The organism is Ancylobacter vacuolatus, assembly GCF_030813595.1.
Taxonomy (GTDB): domain Bacteria; phylum Pseudomonadota; class Alphaproteobacteria; order Rhizobiales; family Xanthobacteraceae; genus Ancylobacter; species Ancylobacter vacuolatus.
This window is the reverse complement of the sequence record NZ_JAUSUH010000008.1, coordinates 168,392-186,461: the sequence shown is the minus strand read 5'-3', so window position 1 is coordinate 186,461 and position 18,070 is coordinate 168,392. Positions and strand designations below refer to the sequence as shown.

Below are 18,070 nucleotides of genomic sequence, written 5' to 3'. Positions count from 1 at the left end.
CCATGCCGGAGCCAGACGCGCTCGATGCCGCGCTCGCCCTATTCAAGGACCCCGCCTCGGCGCGCGGCATCCCCGGCCGCCCGCTGCCGCCGGATGTCGCCTGCCTGCTCGCCATCGCGGTGGGTGATGAGGCGACGCTGGCAGCCGCCAGCCGCCGCAGCGGCTTCGCCCGGCAACCGTTGCAGGAAGCCGCCGGCTTCTTCATCGAACAGGCGCTGCTCTGCCGCGATGCCGACAGCTACCGCGTGCTGGGAGGCGGGCCGCATTCAACGCATGAAGAGCTTCGCCACAACATGGCGCTGCTGATGCGCTGGCTGCATCCCGACCTGCAATCGCTGCGCAGCGGTCCGCTGGACCGGGAAGTCTTCGCGGCCCGCGTGTCGCGCGCCTGGGAGGACCTCAAGACACAGGAACGGCGCGACGCCTATGATCTGCGTCGCCCGCCCGCGCCCACCACCGCAAGGTCCGAATCGAGCCGCCCCTCGGGTTCGACTGGGCCGCGCCCCAATGGCGGCGCGCCGGGGGCCGGCAAGGTCGGTTCGGGCAGGACGGGTGCCAGCCGCGCAGGGGGCGGCAAGGCGACCTTGGGGAAAGCCGGATCGGCGAAGGCGACACAGGCCAAGGCGGGACAGGCCAAGACGCCACTGGTCAGGGCGCCACAGGTCAAGGCTTCGGGCCGTCCGATAAACGGCACCGGAGCGGCGTCGGGTCCGCGTGCCGCGGTCTCCGGCAGCGCCCTCGCCCGCCGGCCGCTGCCGCTCAGCGTCCATAAGGTCGAGGAGCCTTCTGTGTGGATCCGGCTCTGGGGCTTTCTCTGGGGCCGCCGATGAGCAAGCCGCCACGCCCGCGCCGGTCGCCGCCGCGCCCCCGCTTCGTCTGGCTGCGCACGCTGCGCCTCGCCCTCGCCGTCCACCCCTGGCGCTGCGCCGGGATCGGCGCGGGCGCGCTGCTTCTCGCCGCCCTGATCGCGACCACCTCGCTGCCCATGGCGCTGGCCGAGCGCCATCCCGAGCTGGCGCTGGCGCTGCATCCCGAGCATCCGCGCGCCCTGCTGACGCTGGCGGGCCAGGAGCGGGCCCGGTTCGCCACCGCCACGGCGCAGGAGGCAGAACAGGCTGCGGGCCAGGCGGAGCAAGCCGCGACGGCCGCCGCGACCGCAACCGCGACCACCGCCGGAGGCGAACAGACGGAAGATGCCGGCCTGCCACCCGCGGCGGCCGACGATGCAGACTCCCTGGCGCGGCAAGCGCGCGAGCACGCCGCCTCGCTCACGCCGCCCGAAGCTGCCGAACCGGAAGCGGCTGACGCCGCCGACGCGGCGGCGCCGCCGCCGCCGGCGGCGCCGGAAGACCTCCCGGCCATGCGCGCCACCCTCCGCGATCTCGCCACCCGCATCCTCGCCGGTGCCCCGCTGGACGCCTCCGCCTGGCGGCTGACGGGCGATACGTCGGACGACCTCGCCACCAGCCGCCAGGCCATGCTGGAGGCGGTGGCCCGCTCGCGCCGCGAGACCGTCGCGGCCTTCTGGCTGATGCACCAGGACTATGAGCAAGGCGATTATGCCGGCGTGGTGCGGATGGCCGATGTGCTGCTGCGCACCCGCCCGGCGCTGAACGAGTACACGCTCAGCTATCTCAACTCCCTGTCGCTCTCGCCCGAGGGCCGCAAGGCGCTGGTGGCGGCGCTCGTCGAGAATCCGAGCTGGCGCGGGCTGTTCCTGCGGAGCATGGGCAGCAAGCTCGCCGCCTCGGACGCGCCGCTCGCCCTGCTCCAGGACCTCAAGGACTCCGGCAGCCCGCCAAGCGAGCCCGAGCTCGTGCCGCTTCTGCGCGCCCGCATCGCGGCCGAAAAGCGGGCCGAGGGCGCCTACAATATCTGGCTGCAAATGCTGCCCGAGGCTGAGGCGCTGAAGGTTCGGCCGGTCAATAATCTCGATTTCGCCCAGAACCCCGGCAACCTCCCCTTCAACTGGAACGTGGCGCGCGCTGTGAATGCCTTCATCGACCTGCAGCCGCGCGGCGACGACGTTGCCGGCCGGGTGTTGCGCATCCGCTTCGGTGTCGGCCGGGTGAGGTCCGCCTCGATGGAGCAGGTCACCTTCCTCCGGCCCGGCAGCTACCGCTTCTCAGGTGAACAGAAGGGGCTGATGTCGTCCAAGCGCGGCATGGTCTGGCAGGTGCTGTGCTATCCTTCCGGGACGGTGGCCGCCCAGTCGGGCCAGCTTTTGGGTGCCCCGCGCACCTGGCGACCCTTCTCCTTCGACATCACCATCCCGAATAATGGCCGCTGCGCCGCCCAGCGGCTGCGGCTGTTCCACGATTCGCGCTCCACCTCGGAGCAGTTCGCCTCGGGTGAAATCCAGTTCCAGTCGCTGCAGATCGCCCCACTGGAGGCGGCGGCTTCCGGCGGCTGAACGGCGGCCCTTCCACCCCTCTTCGCGCTTGCCTAAAATCAAAGTCGCGCCGCGCGCGCCGGCTAAGGTATGGTCGTAGGGCCACGTCTCCTCTCCGGCGCGGGCCGGCGCTGGCGTATCTGTACTGAAAGGGCAAGACCGATGAAAAAGGCGACCCTCGACACGTCAGAATCCCTCTCCCGCAAGGCCTATGACAAGGAACTCAAGCGGCTGCACGGCGAGCTGGTCGCCCTGCAGGAATGGGCGAAGGCGACTGGCGCCAAGATCTGCGTGCTGTTCGAGGGGCGCGACGGCGCCGGCAAAGGTGGCGTCATCAAGGCCATCACCGAGCGGGTGAGCCCGCGCGTGTTCCGCGTCGTCGCCCTCCCTGCCCCCAGCGAGCGGGAAAAATCGCAGATGTACGCCCAGCGCTACATGCCGCATCTGCCGGCGGCGGGTGAGATCGTGATCTTCGACCGCTCCTGGTACAACCGCTGCGGGGTCGAGCGGGTGATGGGCTTCTGCACCGAAACCCAGGCCGAGAAGTTTCTCGACACCATCTCCGCCGTCGAGAAGGTGATCGTCGAATCCGGCGTCATCCTGCTCAAATACTGGCTGGAGGTGAGCCCGGAAGAACAGACCCGGCGGATGGAGCAGCGCATCCACGACCCGCGCAAGATTTGGAAGCTCTCGCCAATGGACCTCAAATCCTATGGCCGCTGGTACGACTATTCGCGCGCCCGCGACGCGATGTTCGCCGCCTCCGACAGCGCCTGGGCGCCCTGGTATGTCGCCGCCTCCGACGACAAGAAGCGGATGCGGCTGAACGTCATCAGCCATCTTCTGTCCAAGGTGCCCTATGAGGCGCCAAAGCGCGACAAGATCACCCTGCCGAAGCGGCAAAAGCCGAAGGACTATGTGGAACCGGAAGACGTGCGCCACCACGTCCCGGCGATCTTCTGAAAATCACCCATCCGCCATTGGCGGCAGCGACCAAGGAGCGAGACGATGAGCGACACCACCAGCCCGACCGGCGGGCCGCACCAGCACCTCGGCGATGAGAGCTTCATGTCCGCCGCCGATCTGCGCGGCTATATGGACAAGGTCACGCTGGCGAAGATGAACGAGGCCGTGGAGGCGATGGACCGCGCCCGGCGCGCCAAGGAGGACCTCGCCAAGACGCTGTCGCAGCCGATCGACCTCACGCCGGTCAAGCTGCACGAGATCACCGAGACGCTGCTGATCAAGCTGCGCGCCGCCGCCGAGCGCGGCGAAAACGAGATCATGGTCATGCGCTTCCCCAACACCCTGTGCAGCGACCACGGCCGCGCGGTCAACAATGGCGACGCCAGCTGGACGGATACGCTGACCGGGCGCCCGCGCCAGGCCTTTGAACTCTGGCGCGACCATCTCCGTGCCGCCGGCTACGGGCTCTCCGCCATGATCGTGGAGTGGCCCAATGGCATGCCGGGCGATGTGGGGATGTTCCTGACCTGGGGAAAGTAGTACATTCGCACCACTCGGCTGGCCGGTGGATTCGGCCGGCCGCGCCGTGAGCGCGGCTTTCCTTGCCGCGCGCGTGCCCTGGAGAATGGCATGACGTCCCTGCCCCATGGTGCCGCCATCGAGCACCTGCCCTTCTTCATCACCGCGCCGGGCAGCACCGATATCCTGATGGTGATCGCCACCATCACGCTGATCGGCTCGGTGCTGCTGGCGGGCGTCGCCTTCCTGCATGTGCATTCGCTGCCCGAGCGCATGGCCCATCGCGGCCAGAAGCTGCAATTCGAGGTCGTCGCGGTGCTCTGCCTGCTGGCGCTGTTTACCCATAACCACGCGCTCTGGGTGATCGCGCTGCTGCTGGCCTTCGTCGACCTGCCGGATTTCGGCACGCCGCTCAACCGCATCGCCCGCGCCGCCGAGGTGGTGGCCGGGCTGCCGCCGGAACCCCGGGAAGAGCGGGCGCATACGCCGTCTGGCCATGGCGGTTCGACCGGAGCCGGCCCTCATGCTTGAGCTGCTCCTCTGCTCGCTGCTCACCGTCCTGCCGGACTACCTTTACCGCCGCTACGGCCAGGGCAAGCGCATCGGCCGCGAGATCACTCTGTTCTCGGTGTGGTTCGAGCTGCGCTGGGGCATCACCGCCTGCCTGATGCTGACGGTGACGCTCATCACCATCATCTTCTACAATCACCCCTCCGCGACCAACGTCACCGCCTATTTCCGCACTGTGCCGATCGTGCCGGAAACCATCGGCCGGGTGGCGGAGATTTATGTCGGCATGAGCGACCGGATCGAGAAGGGCCAGCCGATCTTCCGGCTCGACGATGCGGCGCAGAAGGCGGCGGCCGAGACCGCGCGCCGGCGCATCGCGGAGACCGACGCGCAGATGACCGTCGCCCGCACCGATGTCGCCGCCGCGCAGGGCCAGATCACCCAGGCGGAGAAGGCGCTGCAGCAGGCGCGCGACGAGCTCGATACCAAGACCCAGCTGAACACCCGCAATGCCGATGTCGTCTCGCGCCGTGAGCTGGAACGGCTTCAGGTGGGGGTCGACGGCCGAGAGGGCGCAGTCGCGGCAGCGATGGCGGCGAAGGAAGGCGCGCTGATCCGGCTGGAAACCCTGCTGCCGGCGCAGAAGGCCAGCGCCGAGGCGGCACTCGCCCAGGCCGAGGTGGAACTGGCCAAGACCGTCATCCGCGCCGGCGTCTCGGGGCAAGTGGAGCAGTTCGCGCTGCGGGTGGGCGACCTCGTCAACCCGCTGATGCGCCCGGCCGGGGTGCTGATCCCGGACGATGCCGGCCGCAAGCGGCTCGTCGCCGGCTTCGGCCAGATCGAGGCGCAGGTGATGAAGCCCGGCATGATCGCCGAGGCGACCTGCCTGTCCAAGCCGCTCACCATCATCCCGATGGTGGTCACCAGCGTGCAGGATGTGATCGCCGCCGGCCAGCTGCGCACCAGCGACCAACTGGTCGACGCCCAGCAGGTCGGCGCGCCGGGCACCATCACCGTGTTCCTCGAACCGCTCTATGAAGGCGGGCTCGATGGCATTCCGCCCGGCTCAACCTGCGCCGCCAACGCCTATTCCAACAATCACGACCTCATCGCTTCCGGCGAGGTCGGCCTGCTGCGCGGGATCTATCTGCACATCGTCGACACGGTGGCGCTGGTCCATGCCCTGCTGCTGCGCATCCAGGCGCTGATCCTGCCGGTGCAGACGCTGGTGTTCGGCGGGCACTGAAAGGCGGCCCGGGGTTCGGGCCGCGCTTTCAGTCGATGATGTTGTAGCCGCCGTCGATATAGAGCACCTGCCCGGTCATCAGCCGGGCGGATTCATGGGCGAGGAAGGCGGTGGCGATGCCGACATCGTCGATGGTCACCAGTTCGCGCGCCGGCGCCTTGCGCCGGGCCTTGTCGAGCAGCGCGTCGAATTCCGGGATGCCGGAGGCGGCGCGGGTGGCGAGCGGGCCGGGCGAAATGGCGTGGACGCGGATGCCCTTCGGCCCCAGCTCCGCCGCCATATAGCGCACCGCGCTCTCCAGCGCCGCCTTGGCGACGCCCATGATGTTGTAGTTCTCGATCACCTTCTCGGCGCCGTAATAGGTCATGGTGAACAGCGCGCCGCCTTTTGTCATCAGCGGCTCGGCCAGATGCCCCATGCGGATGAACGACCAGCAGGACACCTCCATCGTCTTCAGGAAGCCATCCAGCGGCGCGTCGGTGACGCGGCCGGCCAGCGTGTCGCGCGGGGCGAAGGCGATGGAATGGACGAGGAAGTCGAGTTCGCCCCATTGCTCGGTGATGGCGGCGAACACCGCTTCCATCTGGCCCGGCACGGTGGCGTCGAGCGGCAGGAAGATAGGCGCCTCCAGCTCGCGCGCCAGCGGCTCGACATAAGGCCGCGCCTTGTCGTTGAGATAGGTGACGGCGACCTGTGCCCCGAAGGCACGGAAGGCGCGCGCGCAGCCCCAGGCGATGGACTGGTCGTTGGCGATGCCGACCACCAGCCCCCTCTTGCCCTCGAACAGCCTCAGCCCTGCGGCCGCAATGACCATGCGCTCCCCTCCCCGGCTCAGCCCGAACTCTTCGCGGCGCGCCGCACCGCCGGCCTGCGCGCGGCGGGGGCACGCGGCGGCGCTTCCACGGCCGGCGCGGGCGGGGGCGATGGCTCAAGCTCGAACAGGGCGTGCACCTCCTCCAGCTTCTCCGCCGCCCCGCCGGTCAGCGGCCCCGCCGCGGTGAGCACGCGGCACAGAAGCTCGAACGCCTGCGCCCGCTCGTCCGGCTCCTGCGGCAGCAAGGCGGGAAGCGCCGCCAGCGCCGCCTCGCGGTCGATCAGCAGCATGAAATACTGCTCGCGCACCAGCTGTTTGAAATCCTCCAGCGTCAGCTGGCGCGCCCGAGGATAGTGCCGGCGCAGCTGGCGGATGGTGGAGAAGCCGCGCTCATCGGCGCGCCCGCGGGCGAGGCCGACATAGACCAGCGCCCGTACCAGCGCCTCGATCAGCCCACCCTGGGCGATCGCCGCGCGCAGTTCGCCGATGCGCCGCGCGATCAGCTCGCGATGCAGCGCGCTCTTGGCGGCGCGGCGCGGGCCTTGCCCGCCGTCCGGCTCGATGCCCACCGCCGCCTGCAGCAACGGTGCGCCATAAATGGCGCGGAACACCTGCTCGCTCTGGTGTTCCACCGCCTTGCGCCAGGCCTCCAGCCCCTCGACGATCTGGCGCGAGGCCTGTTCCTGCGTCTTGAGGAAAGGGTTGTCGGGCGCCACCGGCCGCCGCGCGGCGCGCACCTTCTCCGCCGCATCGTCGAGCCAGCCGAGGAAGGGGTTGCCGGCGCCGAACATCTCATAGCCGAGGCGCAGCGGATGCAGCCGCCGCGCCGCCGCCGCCATCGCCGGGTTCGCCAGCGCGCGCACAAAGGGCTGCGCCAGCGCCTGATAAAGCGCGAGGTTGATCTCCGACACCCGCGCCGCGGTGGCGAACTGGCGCTCGTCGGCGGCGTCATTGCCGCCGAGCGCGCGGATGTCGTCGAGGTCGCGCGCCTCGCAACGCATCACCCATTGCCCGTGCACCAGGTCGGCGCTCGCCGTGTCCGCGCCCTTCGGCTCGAAGATCGCCTCATAGAGGCCGGGCGGCAGAACGTCGATGAAATCGATGTTGGAGGCGAACTCGTCATGCTCCTTCCGCGCCACGCCGGCGGAGACGAAGATGCCGAGATGGCCGACCGTGTCATGCACCGTGTAGATGATGGTCTGGCCATAGGAGCGGATCTCGTCGACGCTGTCATAGAGGTCGAGGATCCAGTCCAGCGCCTGCTGCGGCGGGGTGATGTTGTCGCCCTGCGAGCAGAACACCACGATGGGCGAGCGGATGTTGCGCAGGTCGATCGCCGTGCCGTCGGAGGTGCGGATGTCGCCGCAGGCGAGGTGGTTGCCGATGAACAGCTGGTCGACGATGAACTGGATTTCCTCGCCATTCAGCAGCACATGGCCGCCCCACCATTTCTCGAAGCCGAGATAGCGCTCCAGCTCGGTGTCGACCTTGGAGTAGAGGTTGTACTGCTTGCTCCACAGCGTGTTGGCGGGGTTCTGGTTCTCGAAGTTCTGCACCAGCCAGGCGCCATCGAACACGCCGGCGCCGAGGTCGCTGGTGAGCGCGGTGAGCCAGCTGCCACCCAGCAGGCCGCCGGAATAGCGCATCGGGTTGCGCCCCTTCACCCCCGCCCAATAGGAAAGCGGCGCGCCGGCGATGATGATCGGCCCGAACAGCTCCGGCCGCACCGCCGCCAGCATCATCACCGCCCAGCCGGCCTGGCAATTGCCGATGACGCAGGGCTTGCCTTCGGCCTCCGGGTGGCGGGCGATCACCGTCTCAAGGAACACCGCCTCGGCGCGCGCGACGTCCTCGATGGTCTGGCCCGGCATCGGCGCGGGAAGGAAGCCAATGAAATAGCAGGCATGCCCGGCGGCGAGCGCCACGCCGATCTCGCTGTCGGCCTTGAAGCCGCCAATGCCCGGCCCGTGCCCGGCGCGCGGATCGACAACGACGAAGGGGCGCTTCAACGGGTCAAGTTCCACGCCCGCCGGCGGCACGATGCGCAGCAGGAAATAGTTCACCGCCTGCGGCAGGTCGCGCCCGTCGACGATCAGTTCCGCCTCATAGTCGAGCACGGTGGGCAGTGGCTCGGCCAGATGCGCCTCATACTGCAGGCCGCGCCGGCGCATCGCTTCGAGGAACAGCGTGCCGCGCTGGGCGGCGTCCGTGGCATAGGCGATGGCGTCGTCGATCATGTCCGCACCTGTCTTCCGGCCGCCCGACCCAGATGGTGCGATGCAGCATGGCAGACGTCCAGAACATTCTCATCGTGAGGCGCGCGCATTGACCCCGCGCAAGCCTGGGCGGCTTTCGCCGGCGGGCGGGCTCAGTCGCGGTCGGCGACGATCAGCTCGACCCCGGCCTCGACCAGGGCGCGGGTCATCGCCTCGGAGGGCGGCAGGTCCGTCACCAGCCGGTGGATGCGCGCCAGCGGGGCGAGCTCGAACACCGCGCCGCGCTCGAACTTGCTGTGGTCGGCCAGCACGGTGACGCGGTCGGCGCGCTCGATCATCGCCTTGGCCACTTCCGCCTCCTGCAGGTCGAAATCCATCACGGCATGAGCGTCGATGGCACCGATGGTGAGCACGGCGTGGCGGGCGCGGAACTTGCCGATCTGCTCGAGCGCCAGCGGGCCGAGGCTCTCGCCGGCATCGGCGCCATAGGCGCCGCCGAGAAGGAACACCTTGTGGCTGTGATTGGCCGCCAGCGTGGCGGCGATGCGCGGCGAATTGGTGATGGCCATCAGCGAGGGCCGCATCACCAGCGCCTCGGCAAAGGCGATGGTGGTGCTGCCGGTGTCGATGAACAGCGATTCGTCCGGCCCGAACAGCTCGCGCGCGGCAAGGGCGATGCGCTTCTTGCCGGCGGCGTTCTGCGCCATGCGCTGGGCGAAGGGCCATTCGGTCTCCGGCTCCGGGCCGGTAGCGAGCGAGCGAGCGCCGCCGTGATAGCGGCGCAGATGGCCATTGCTCTCCAGCCGGGCAAGATCGCGCCGCACCGTCTCGCGCGACACGCCGAGCCGATCGGCGAGATCCTCGACCGTCACCTCGCCGGACGCGGCGAGCAGGGCGATGATGTCCTCATGGCGCGAGGAAAGTGCCAAGCCTGTCTCCTTACGATGCCGCTGCGAGGCGACCGCCGCGCATCCAGCACCCTGCCCGTTCGGACATAGGACGCTTGATATCGGTTATGCCAGCGGAGAAAAATCGGTCAATACAGCCAGCGCTGCCCGAACCGCCCGGCATACAACGCCACATAGTCGCGAAATATGCCCGAACGGGCAGCATCAATGCCCGACAAAGCCCATTACGCCTGCCCAGACACAAGATTGAAGACCGAATGGGCAATTTAGTCAATTTTCGGGCTTCCTTTCGTATCCCGATCCGTTACAGTGTTTGCAAGCGCGGAAAAATCAAGCAAGCACAACATTAGTGCAATGCGGCGCGCGAGGGGAATGGACATGTCCGGTTTCCGGCCTTCCGGTCGCGCGCTCGTCTGGCGCCGCCGGCTGCGGCCTGCGTCCACACGGACGCGACCCGACCGTGCCGCCACCGGCGCAACGGCCCTGCGGGGGTCCGGCGCCGGCGGTGCGGGCTGGAGACCGGCAGCAACGGAGCGACAGCGTGAATGTGGAAGGTGTGAAACAGAGCGCCGGCGCCTGGCGGTTCATTAGCGCCTATGTGCGGCTGACGGACCGGGTTTCGGACTATGTCGGCTATCTCGCCGCGTCGCTCGTCTTCGCCATGGGCGGCGTGCTGCTGTTCGATGCCGTGACCCGCAACCTGATCAAGATGCCGGTCCACTGGGCGGTGGAACTCACCCAGTTCATGCTCGTGGCCTATTACTTCATGGGCGGCCCGTTCACGCTGAAGAACCACGAGCATGTCCGCATGGACCTCTGGTACGCGACGCTGTCCGAGCGCGGCAAGGCGAAGATCGACCTCGCCACTGTGTGGTGCCTGATCTTCTATCTCGGCGTTCTGCTCATCGGCTCGATCTCCAGCCTGCAATACGCCATCGCCACCAATGAGAAACGCTTCTCGATCTGGAACCCTTCGGTGATCCCGATCAAGGCGCTGCTCACGGTCTGCCTCGTGCTGATGCTGCTGCAGGCCTTTGCACTGGTCTTCAAGCATGTCGCCACCCTGCGTGGGGAGAAGCTCTGATGACCTATGAGATGATCGCGGCGCTGATGTTCGCGTCGATGGTGCTGGCGCTGATCAGCGGCCAGCTGGTCTTCGCCGGCATCGGCTTCGTCGCCTCCGCCGCCGCGCTGCTGCTCTATGGCCCCGGCGCGATGGACCTGCCGTTCAACCAGGTCTTCAAGCTGTTCAACTGGTACGCGATGCTGACCCTGCCCATGTTCATCTACATGGGCTACATCCTCGCGGAATCCGGCATCGCGGAGGATCTGTACCGGGCGCTGCATGTCTGGTTCGGCCGCTTCACCGGCGGCCTCGCCATCGGCACCATCTTCCTGATGGTCATCATCTCGGCAATGAACGGTCTTTCCGTCGCCGGCATGGCGATCGGCGCCACCATCGCCCTGCCGGAGATGATCCGCCGCGGCTATGACAAGGTGCTGATCTCAGGCGTCATCCAGGGCGGTTCCTCGCTCGGCATCCTCATCCCGCCCTCGGTGGTGCTGGTGCTCTACGGCATGATCGCCCGCCAGCCGGTCTCCAAGCTCTGGTTCGCCGGCGTCGGCCCCGGCCTGCTGATGGCGGCGCTGTTCATCCTCTACATCTATGTCAGGGTGAAGCTGAACCCGAAGCTGGCGCCGCAGCTGACAGACGAAGAACTGAACATGCCGCTGCGCGAGAAGTTCGCGCTGGCACGGGCGGGCATCATTCCCTTCGCCATCTTCTTCTTCATGACCGGGCTGTTCGTGTTCGGCGTCACCAGCCTGGTGGAAAGCTCGGCGGTGGGCGCCACCACGGCGACGCTGGCAGCGCTCGCCAAGCGCCGGCTGAACTGGCCGGTGCTGCGCGACACCGCGCTGAAGACGCTGAACGTCTCCTGCATGTTCATGTGGCTGATCCTCGCCGCGCTCGCCTTCGGCACGGTGTTCGACGGGCTCGGCGCGGTGAAGGCGGTCGAGTTCCTGTTCGTCCAGCAATGGGACCTCAATCCCTGGACCATCATCATCATGATGCAGCTAAGCTTCATCATCATGGGGATGTTCCTCGACGACACCGCCATGCTGGTCATCGTCGCGCCGCTCTATATCCCGCTGGTGAAGGCGCTCGATCTCGGCTTCGACAACCAGCTGATCTGGTACGGCATCCTGTACACGATTACCTGCCAGATCGCCTACATCACCCCGCCCTTCGGCTACAATCTGTTCCTGATGCGCTCACTGGCGCCGAAGGAGATTTCGCTGGTCGACATCTACAAGTCGATCTGGCCCTTCGCCGCGATCATGCTGTTCACCATCGTCATGCTGATGGTCTTCCCGCAGATCGCGCTCTGGCTTCCCGAACACATGAAAGTCAAAGGCTGATCGCAACAGCCGACCGACCCTTCCAGAAAACAGAGGAGCAACCGATGACCGACGACATCAAGAAGCCCACACCCAAGAAGGTGGACCCCGCCGCCGACGCCATTCTCGCCACCCGCCGCAGCTTCCTCGGCAAGGCAGCGCTCGGCACCGGCGCCGCGCTGGCGACCACGACGCTGGCGGCGCCCGCCGTCATCGCCCAGGCCGGCACCATCAAATGGCGCCTGCAGACCTATTCCGGCGCCCCGCTCGGCGCCCATGTCATCAAGCCGCAGATCGACGCCTTCAACGCCGCCGCCAATGGCGCGATGGAGATCGAACTCTATTACGCTGACCAGCTGGTCCCGACCTCCGACCTGTTCCGCGCTTTGCAGACCGGCACGCTCGACGCGGTGCAGTCGGACGAGGCGACCATGGCCTCGCCGGTCGATATCGCTGTTTTCGGCGGCTACTTCCCCTTCGCCACCCGCTACAGCCTCGATGTGCCGGCGCTGTTCCGCTATTACGGGCTGAAGGAAATCTGGGCCGAGGCCTATGCCGAGGTGCCCAACGTCACCTGGCTGTCCACCGGCGCCTGGGACCCGCTGCACATCTTCACCGTCGACAAGCCGATCAAGAGCCTCGCCGACATGGCCGGCCTGCGCGTCTTCGGCGTGCCCACCGCCGGCAAGTTCCTCTCCAAGTACGGCCTCGTGCCGGTGACGATCCCGTGGGACAACGTCGAAGTGGCGCTGCAGACCGGCGAGCTCGACGGCGTCGCCTGGTGCGGCTTCACCGAAGCCTATGAAGTGGGCTGGGCCGATGTGTGCAACTACGCGCTGACCAACTCGGTCACCGGCGCCTGGTTCGGCAGCTACTTCGCCAACTCCCCGAGCTGGGCCAAGGTGCCGCCGCACCTCAAGGAACTGTTCCTGATGAGCATCGACCAGTCGCACTATTACCGCGACGTCTGGTATTGGGGCGGCGAGGCCAAGCTGCGCGTCGAGGGCAACAAGATGGAGCTGACCTCGCTGCCGCCGGCCGACTGGGACAAGGTGGTCGCCGACTCCAAGGGCTTCTGGGACGAGACCGCCGCCGCCAGCCCGCGCGCGGCCCGCGTCGTCGCCGCCTTCAAGAAGTATGACGAGACCATGCAGAAGGCCGGCTACCCCTATCGCTGAGCCCCCGCAGACATCCCCGCCACCCAGGGGTGGCGGGGACCGCGCGCCCGGACGAGCCGGCGCGCCGTGCCGACAGGAACGTGCCGACATGGAAAGGAGCGCCATGCGCCCCGAACCGCCTGCCTTTGACGAGAGTTTCGACATCGCCGTCATCGGCGCCGGCGTGGTCGGTTGCGCGGTGGTGCGCAGGCTTGCCCTGGCCGGTGCCAAAGTGGTGCTGATCGAGAAGGGCAGCGACATTCTTTCCGGCGCCTCCAAGGCCAATAGCGCCATTCTCCACACCGGCTTCGACGCCCCGCCGGGCAGCCTGGAGCTCGACCTGATCAAGGCCGGGCGGGAGGAATACCTAACCCTCGGTCCCGGTCTCGGCCTCGACCTGGTGAAGACCGGGGCGCTGGTCTGCGCCTGGAACGACCTTGAGGCGGAAAAGCTGGATGCCATCGCCGCGCAGGGGCGCGAAAATGGCGTCTCCAACCTGGCGCTGCTGTCGGGAGCCACCGCCCGCGCCACCATGCCCGGCCTCTCCGACCGGCTGGTGGCGGCGATCGAGGTGGCGGACGAGCACATCATCGACCCCTGGACCGCGCCGCTGACCTATCTCACGCAGGGCGTGGCGCTGGGGGCACATTTCCTGCGCAATGCCGAGCTGATCGAGGGGCGTTTCGACGGCGAGTGGCACCTCGCGACCACCGCCGGCACGGTGTCGGCCCGCGCCGTGGTCAATACGGCCGGCCTCTATGGCGACATCGTCGACGCGCGGCTGGGCTTTTCCCCGGAATTCGAGATACGCCCGCGCAAGGGCCAGTTCGTCGTGCTGGATAAGGCGGCCTATGCCCATGTGCCGCGCATCGTGCTGCCGGTGCCGACCGAGATCACCAAGGGCGTAGTGGTCTGCCCCACCGCCTTCGGCAATGTGCTGATCGGCCCCACCGCCGAGGAACAGGAAGACCGCGTGCGTGCCACCGTCGAGACCGCCACACTCGAGGGCCTGCTGGCGCGCGGGGCGCAGATCGTGCCGGCGCTGGCGGGCATGCCCGTGACGGCGGTCTATGCCGGACTGCGGCCGGCGAGCGAGGCCAAGGCCTACCGCATCTTCTGCCGGCCGGAGAAGCGCGCCGTCACGCTGGGCGGCATCCGCTCCACCGGGCTCAGCGCCGCGCTCGGGCTGGCGCAGCACGCACTGAAGCTCATCGAGGGCTTCGGCCTCTCGCTGTCCCAGGCGAGCGACGCGCCGGAACTGCGCCTGCCCAACCTCACCGAAACCTGCCCGCGCGACTGGCAGGCGCCCGACCATGGCGAGATCGTCTGCCATTGCGAAATGGTGACACGGCGCGAGATCGAGGCGGCGCTCATAAGCCCGGTGCCACCCGGCGATTTCGGCGGCCTGCGCCGGCGCACCCGCGCCGGCATGGGCCGCTGCCAGGGCTTCTACTGCAATGCAAGGCTGGCCGAGATGACGCGGGGCAAGCTTCGCGAGCCGCTGGCGATCGGGAACGAGCGCTCATGAGCGACGCGGATGTCATCGTCATCGGCGGCGGGCCGGCCGGGGTGGCGGCGGCGGTGGAGCTGCGCCGGCACGGCGTCGCCCGTGTCGTGCTGCTGGAACGCGAGGCGCAGCTCGGCGGCGCCACCCGACATTGCAGTCATTCGCCCTTCGGCATGCTCGATTTTCACCGGGTTTATTTTGGTGCCGCCTATGGCAGGCGACTGGAGGCGGAAGCCGCCCGTGCCGGGGTGGAGGTCCGCACCGGCCACTCCGTGGTGCAGCTTATGGCCGGGGGCCGGGTTGAACTGGCGACCCCGCGCGGCGTGGAGACGCTCAAGGCCCGGCGGCTGCTCATCGCCACCGGCGCGCGCGAAACGCCCCGCGCCGCCCGGCTGATCTCAGGCGACCGGCCGATCGGGGTGGTGACGACAGGTGCGCTGCAGTCTTATGTCGCCTTTCACGGGCTGATGCCGTTCAGGCGCCCGCTCATCGTCGGCTCGGAGCTGGTCAGCCTCTCAGCCGTGCTCACCTGCCTCAGCCATGGCGCCCGCCCCGTCGCCATGATCGAGCCCGGCCCGCACCCGCTCGCCCCGGCCCCGCTGATGTGGTTTCCCCGCGCGATGGGCATTCCGTTCCATTGCGGGGCGGAACTCCTCGACATTCACGGCGTCCGCCGGGTGGAGGATGTCACGCTGCGCCTGCGCGACGGTACCCTGCAAAAGCTCGCCTGCGACGGGGTGCTGCTCACCGGCCGTTTCACCCCGGAATCGGCGCTGCTGCTTCAGTCGGCCCTCGGGGTCGACCCCGGCAGTTCCGGCCCGGCGATCGACCCTTATGGCCGCACCGCCGACCCTCACCTCTTCGCCGCCGGCAATCTGCTGCGCGCGGTGGAGACCGCCGGCTGGTCCTTCCGCGAGGGCCGCGCGGTCGGCCGCGCCATTGCCGAGGATCTGGCGCGCGACAGGGATTCCGGCCTCGACGGGGACGCCCTCATCCCCGTCACCTTCGACCCGCCGGTCAAGCTCGTCGTGCCCGGCCTGATCCGGCGCGGCAGCGGTGCCGCGCCGGCTTTCCCGGACTTCCAGCTGCGCTTCGCACGGCAGGCGCGCGGGCGGCTCTCGCTGGTGCTGGACGGCCGCGAAATGTGGGCGCAAGAGAAGACGTGGCGACCGGAACGTCGCATTGTCTTACCTATCCCGTCCGCCGCCCAGACGGCGGGCCGCGTGCATATCGGTTTCGAGGAGAGGGCCTAGTGCGTGTCGCCGCTATCGACCAGGGCACGACGTCAACCCGCTGCCTCGTCGTCGAGGCGGACGGCGCGGCCTGGTTGGCCGCCAGCCTCACCCATGGTCAGCGCCACCCCGCGCCGGGCTGGGTGGAGCACGACCCGCGCGAATTGCTCCGCAACATCCGCGCCGTGCTGGCGGCCGCCGGGCCGGTCGATGCCATCGCCCTCGCCAATCAGGGAGAGAGCTGCCTCGCCTGGGACGCGGTGAGCGGGGAAGCGCTCTCTCCCGTCATCGTCTGGCAGGATTCGCGCACCACGGACGCCCTCGCCGCCCGCTCCTGCGAAGACGTGATCCGCTCGCGGGCGATCTGCGGCCTGCCGCTCGATCCCTATTTTTCCGCCTCCAAGCTGGCCTGGCTGGTCGAGAACATCCCCGCCGTCGCCACCGCCCGGGCCAATGGCCGGCTCAGGCTGGGCACCACCGACGCCTATTTCCTCGATCAGCTCACCGGCACCTTCGCCACCGACCTAGCCACCGCCTCGCGCACCGGCCTGCTCGATCTTTCCACCGGCCTGTGGAGCGACGAGCTCTGCGCGCTGCATGGGGTGCCGCGCACCTTCCTGCCCTGCATTCGGCCCTCCGATAGCGGCTTCGGACAGATCGACGGCGTGCCGGTGAAGGTCTCGATCGTCGACCAGCAAGCGGCCCTCTACGGTCATGGCTGCCGCGCGCCGGGCGAGGCCAAGATCACCTTCGGCACGGGCGCCTTCCTGCTGGCGGTCGCCGGCCCGGCGCGCCCCGACACCGCCGGCCTGCTGCCGACCATAGCCTGGCAGTGCAAGGGTGAGGCGCCGGTCTTCGCCGTCGAGGGCGGCGTCTACGATGCCGGGGCGGCGCTGGAATGGCTGCGCCGGCTTGGCCTGTTCAGCCAGACGCAGGAACTCGACGGGTTCAAGGGGCCTTCCGCCCTCAGCCGGGGGCTTGTTTTCGTGCCGGCGCTGTCGGGCCTCGCCGCACCCTATTGGGACCGCAAGGCGGCGCCGCTGTTCATCGGCATGGAGGCCTCGACCGACCGGCGCGACATGGTCCGCGCGGCGCTGGAAGGCATCGCACTGCTCACTGTCGGCCTTATCGAAGCCGCAGAAGCCGGCCGCGGGAACATCACCGACATCTCGATCGATGGCGGCCTGTCGCGGAGCCGCTCCTTCGCCACCTTCCTGGCCGCCGCCAGCGGCCGCGCCATCAAGGTGCCGGAGCTGCACGAGATGACCGCGCTGGGCCTCGCCGCGCTCTGCGGCGCCGAGACCGGCGCCGCCCGTGCCGCCTTCCGGCGCTTCGAGCCGGACGGCTCCGTCAGCGCGCAGGACCACGCCCGTTTCCGCGAGGCGGTGAAGAAGTGCCGAAACTGGCGCGCGTGAGATCGGCTCAGAATACGAAATCGACCGAGGTCAGCAGCCAGCAGCCACGCGCCCATTCGATCCGGTTGCCGCTGGCGTCGGTGTTGATGGAGCTTGTGCGGAACACCGGCGTCCCCGGCGTCAGCGCCAGCAGGCTCGCCTCGTCAGGCGTGGCGAAGCCACCGCTGATGCGGGTCTCGGCGCGGCGGTACTTCTGGATGCCATGGGCGATGAACCCATCCGTCACCGACTGGCGCCGGGAATAGACGGTGATGAAGTCCGGCAGCAGGGCGGCGGGGAAGACCTTGGTGCTGATATAGATCGGCTGGCCATCGGCCGAGCGCACGCGGCGCAGGCGCACCACCGGCGCCCCCACGGCCAGGTGCAGCTGCTCGGCGGCGGCGGCGTCCGCGAACTCCTCTTCCAGCACCGTGGTCGTGGTGGTGACGCTCTTGCCGTCGGCGCGCAGGCTCTCGGCGAAGCGGCTGCCGTCGCGCACCACCAGCGCCGAGGGCAGGCTGCGCACGAACACCCCCACCCCCTTGCGCGAGGTGAGGTGCCCTTCCTGCTGCAATTGCTGCAGCGCCCGGCGCAGGGTGATGCGGGTGACGCCCAGCTTCTCCGCCAGATGCACCTCGCCCGGCAGCTGGCCGCCCGGCGTGAGCCAGCCGCTGTCGATCAGCGAGAGGATATAGTCGTAGATCTGCTGCCAGATCGGCGCATCGCGGCGCGGGCGGAACACCAGCCCGTCAAAACCTGAAATGCCATTCGCCGGACCCGGCTGCGCCTTCACGCTCCTGTTCACGCCC

General features: G+C 68.6%; 16 protein-coding genes. 12 read left to right on the top strand and 4 right to left on the bottom strand.

From position 1 onward, the window contains the following. Nucleotides 1–2 precede the first annotated feature (2 nt). The 6 genes from J2S76_RS17095 to J2S76_RS17070 all read left to right on the top strand — a co-directional run bounded on the left by J2S76_RS17095 (nt 3) and on the right by J2S76_RS17070 (nt 5,633). Nucleotides 3–830, top strand: coding sequence for a J domain-containing protein (locus tag J2S76_RS17095; protein ID WP_307062278.1), 828 nt, complete (start codon nt 3–5; stop codon nt 828–830). Then, complete coding sequence (locus J2S76_RS17090) at nt 827–2,413, top strand: hypothetical protein (RefSeq protein ID WP_307062276.1); 1,587 nt, start codon at nt 827–829, stop codon at nt 2,411–2,413. Before J2S76_RS17095 ends, J2S76_RS17090 begins: the two co-directional genes overlap by 4 nt. Nucleotides 2,414–2,554: 141 nt before the next feature. After that, on the top strand, nt 2,555–3,355 hold the full coding sequence (gene ppk2, locus J2S76_RS17085) for a polyphosphate kinase 2 (protein WP_307062274.1): 801 nt from the start codon (nt 2,555–2,557) through the stop codon (nt 3,353–3,355). Nucleotides 3,356–3,400: 45 nt separating this feature from the next. Further along, nucleotides 3,401–3,898 carry a hypothetical protein gene (locus J2S76_RS17080; RefSeq protein WP_307062272.1) on the top strand — a complete coding sequence of 166 codons (498 nt, stop codon included), beginning with the start codon at nt 3,401–3,403 and terminating at the stop codon, nt 3,896–3,898. A gap of 90 nt (nt 3,899–3,988) precedes the next feature. Beyond that, a complete protein-coding gene (locus J2S76_RS17075) occupies nt 3,989–4,408 on the top strand; it encodes a hypothetical protein (protein ID WP_307062271.1) in 420 nt (139 codons plus the stop codon). Next, on the top strand, nt 4,401–5,633 hold the full coding sequence (locus J2S76_RS17070) for an HlyD family secretion protein (RefSeq protein WP_307062269.1): 1,233 nt from the start codon (nt 4,401–4,403) through the stop codon (nt 5,631–5,633). The genes J2S76_RS17075 and J2S76_RS17070 overlap by 8 nt, the downstream gene beginning before the upstream one ends. A gap of 28 nt (nt 5,634–5,661) precedes the next feature. On the opposite strand, the gene fabI is transcribed toward J2S76_RS17070, so the two are convergent. From fabI to J2S76_RS17055, 3 genes are all read right to left on the bottom strand, one after another. Continuing rightward, nucleotides 5,662–6,447 (bottom strand): enoyl-ACP reductase FabI, encoded by a 786-nt coding sequence (fabI, locus tag J2S76_RS17065; protein ID WP_307062267.1) that lies wholly within the window; start codon nt 6,445–6,447, stop codon nt 5,662–5,664. A 17-nt stretch (nt 6,448–6,464) separates the two neighbouring features. Then, the gene (locus J2S76_RS17060; protein ID WP_307062265.1) at nt 6,465–8,684 is read right to left on the bottom strand and encodes a DUF3141 domain-containing protein; all 2,220 of its coding nucleotides are present in this window, start codon (nt 8,682–8,684) and stop codon (nt 6,465–6,467) included. A 131-nt stretch (nt 8,685–8,815) separates the two neighbouring features. Then, a complete protein-coding gene (locus tag J2S76_RS17055; RefSeq protein ID WP_307062264.1) occupies nt 8,816–9,592 on the bottom strand; it encodes a DeoR/GlpR family DNA-binding transcription regulator in 777 nt (258 codons plus the stop codon). 520 nt (nt 9,593–10,112) lie between these two features. On the opposite strand from J2S76_RS17055, the gene J2S76_RS17050 reads away from it, so the two are divergent. From J2S76_RS17050 to J2S76_RS17025, 6 genes are all read left to right on the top strand, one after another. Further along, nucleotides 10,113–10,655 carry a TRAP transporter small permease subunit gene (locus tag J2S76_RS17050; protein WP_307062262.1) on the top strand — a complete coding sequence of 181 codons (543 nt, stop codon included), beginning with the start codon at nt 10,113–10,115 and terminating at the stop codon, nt 10,653–10,655. Beyond that, nucleotides 10,655–11,992, top strand: a complete 1,338-nt coding sequence (locus J2S76_RS17045) for a TRAP transporter large permease (RefSeq protein WP_307062259.1) — start codon at nt 10,655–10,657, stop codon at nt 11,990–11,992. Before J2S76_RS17050 ends, J2S76_RS17045 begins: the two co-directional genes overlap by 1 nt. Before the next feature lie 44 nt (nt 11,993–12,036). After that, a complete protein-coding gene (locus J2S76_RS17040) occupies nt 12,037–13,149 on the top strand; it encodes a type 2 periplasmic-binding domain-containing protein (RefSeq protein WP_307062257.1) in 1,113 nt (370 codons plus the stop codon). A 103-nt stretch (nt 13,150–13,252) separates the two neighbouring features. Beyond that, entirely contained in the window at nt 13,253–14,656 is a 1,404-nt protein-coding gene (locus tag J2S76_RS17035; protein ID WP_307062256.1) for an NAD(P)/FAD-dependent oxidoreductase, read from the top strand. Continuing rightward, entirely contained in the window at nt 14,653–15,888 is a 1,236-nt protein-coding gene (locus J2S76_RS17030) for an NAD(P)/FAD-dependent oxidoreductase (RefSeq protein ID WP_307062254.1), read from the top strand. The genes J2S76_RS17035 and J2S76_RS17030 overlap by 4 nt, the downstream gene beginning before the upstream one ends. After that, entirely contained in the window at nt 15,888–17,282 is a 1,395-nt protein-coding gene (locus J2S76_RS17025; RefSeq protein WP_307062252.1) for an FGGY family carbohydrate kinase, read from the top strand. The genes J2S76_RS17030 and J2S76_RS17025 overlap by 1 nt, the downstream gene beginning before the upstream one ends. Nucleotides 17,283–17,289: 7 nt before the next feature. On the opposite strand, the gene phnF is transcribed toward J2S76_RS17025, so the two are convergent. Then, nucleotides 17,290–18,066: a phosphonate metabolism transcriptional regulator PhnF gene (phnF, locus tag J2S76_RS17020; protein WP_307062250.1), complete on the bottom strand. Its 777-nt coding sequence runs from the start codon at nt 18,064–18,066 to the stop codon at nt 17,290–17,292. Nucleotides 18,067–18,070: the final 4 nt, after the last annotated feature.

What these genes read in the sequence shown, in the direction of transcription:
- J2S76_RS17070 (WP_307062269.1), top strand. Translation starts at nt 4,401, where the DNA reads ATGCTTGAGCTGCTCCTCTGCTCGCTGCTCACCGTCCTGCCGGACTAC.
- J2S76_RS17040 (WP_307062257.1), top strand. Translation starts at nt 12,037, where the DNA reads ATGACCGACGACATCAAGAAGCCCACACCCAAGAAGGTGGACCCCGCC.
- J2S76_RS17095 (WP_307062278.1), top strand. Translation starts at nt 3, where the DNA reads ATGCCGGAGCCAGACGCGCTCGATGCCGCGCTCGCCCTATTCAAGGAC.
- J2S76_RS17090 (WP_307062276.1), top strand. Translation starts at nt 827, where the DNA reads ATGAGCAAGCCGCCACGCCCGCGCCGGTCGCCGCCGCGCCCCCGCTTC.
- J2S76_RS17035 (WP_307062256.1), top strand. Translation starts at nt 13,253, where the DNA reads ATGCGCCCCGAACCGCCTGCCTTTGACGAGAGTTTCGACATCGCCGTC.
- J2S76_RS17075 (WP_307062271.1), top strand. Translation starts at nt 3,989, where the DNA reads ATGACGTCCCTGCCCCATGGTGCCGCCATCGAGCACCTGCCCTTCTTC.
- J2S76_RS17060 (WP_307062265.1), bottom strand. Translation starts at nt 8,684, where the DNA reads ATGATCGACGACGCCATCGCCTATGCCACGGACGCCGCCCAGCGCGGC.
- fabI (WP_307062267.1), bottom strand. Translation starts at nt 6,447, where the DNA reads ATGGTCATTGCGGCCGCAGGGCTGAGGCTGTTCGAGGGCAAGAGGGGG.
- J2S76_RS17030 (WP_307062254.1), top strand. Translation starts at nt 14,653, where the DNA reads ATGAGCGACGCGGATGTCATCGTCATCGGCGGCGGGCCGGCCGGGGTG.
- J2S76_RS17080 (WP_307062272.1), top strand. Translation starts at nt 3,401, where the DNA reads ATGAGCGACACCACCAGCCCGACCGGCGGGCCGCACCAGCACCTCGGC.
- J2S76_RS17045 (WP_307062259.1), top strand. Translation starts at nt 10,655, where the DNA reads ATGACCTATGAGATGATCGCGGCGCTGATGTTCGCGTCGATGGTGCTG.
- ppk2 (WP_307062274.1), top strand. Translation starts at nt 2,555, where the DNA reads ATGAAAAAGGCGACCCTCGACACGTCAGAATCCCTCTCCCGCAAGGCC.